2 protein-coding genes are annotated in these 1,062 nt (G+C 67.8%); both read right to left on the bottom strand.

The features are described 5' to 3' along the window. Positions 1-155 precede the first annotated feature (155 nt). Positions 156-719, bottom strand: coding sequence for a 50S ribosomal protein L17 (gene rplQ / locus AB0N73_RS16325; RefSeq protein WP_363565421.1), 564 nt, complete (start codon positions 717-719; stop codon positions 156-158). A 37-nt stretch (positions 720-756) separates the two neighbouring features. Continuing rightward, the coding region (locus AB0N73_RS16330; protein WP_363565423.1) for a DNA-directed RNA polymerase subunit alpha C-terminal domain-containing protein at positions 757-1,062 on the bottom strand (306 nt) is incomplete at its 5' end.

The raw sequence follows: 1,062 nt of genomic DNA on the forward strand, positions 1-1,062 counted from the left end.
GTGCCCCGCGTCCCCTGTGGTCCCCCCCCCCGGGGCCGGCGCGAGACTGCTGTCTCGCGGGTCCAGAGGGCGGGGCGGGAAATGCGAAACCCGCGTGACCGGGCAGGTCACGCGGGTTTCGCGGTGCAAGGGGCCGGGCGGACCCGGCGGTCCGATTACTCGGACTTCTTGTCGGCCTCGTCGGCGGGCGCCTCGACAGCGTCCTCGGCGTTCGCCTCGGCAGCGGCGCCCTCCTCGGGCGACTCTGCGCCGGCGTCCTCGACCGGGGTCTCCTCGGCAGCGGTCTCCTCGGCGGGAGCCTCTGCAGCCGGAGCGGTCTCGGCCTTGGCGGCCTTCTTCGCGGGAGCGGCCTTCTTCGTCACGGGCTCGAGAACGAGCTCGATGACAGCCATGGGGGCGTTGTCGCCCTTGCGGTTGCCGACCTTCGTGATGCGGGTGTATCCACCCTCACGCTCGGCGACGAGCGGCGCGATCTCGGTGAAGAGGACGTGCACGACTTCCTTGTCACCGATGACCGACAGCACGCGACGACGCGCGTGCAGGTCGCCGCGCTTCGCGAACGTGATCAGACGCTCGGCGAGCGGACGCAGGCGCTTGGCCTTGGTCTCGGTCGTCGTGATCGACTTGTGCGTGTACAGCGCGGCGGCGAGGTTCGCCAGCAGAAGACGCTCGTGTGCGGGGCCGCCTCCGAGGCGGGGTCCCTTCGTGGGCTTAGGCATGTCTCAATTACTCCAGGATTTTCGGGATCGAGCCGGTTCAGGCGTTCTCTTCGTCGTATCCGCCGTAGAAGTGGGCGCCGTCGAAACCGGGCACCGAATCCTTCAGCGACAGACCGAGGGACGTGAGCTTGTCGCGCACCTCGTCGACGGACTTCTGACCGAAGTTGCGGATGTTCATCAGCTGGGTCTCGGAGAGGGCGACCAGCTCCGACACCGTGTTGATGCCTTCACGCTTCAGGCAGTTGTACGAACGCACCGACAGATCGAGGTCTTCGATCGGCATCGACAGCTCGTTGGAGAGGACGGTCTCGACCGGCGCGGGACCGATCTCGATGCCCTCGGC

Origin of the sequence: Microbacterium sp. NPDC089189 (assembly GCF_040685095.1) — a bacterium.
GTDB lineage: Bacteria > Actinomycetota > Actinomycetes > Actinomycetales > Microbacteriaceae > Microbacterium.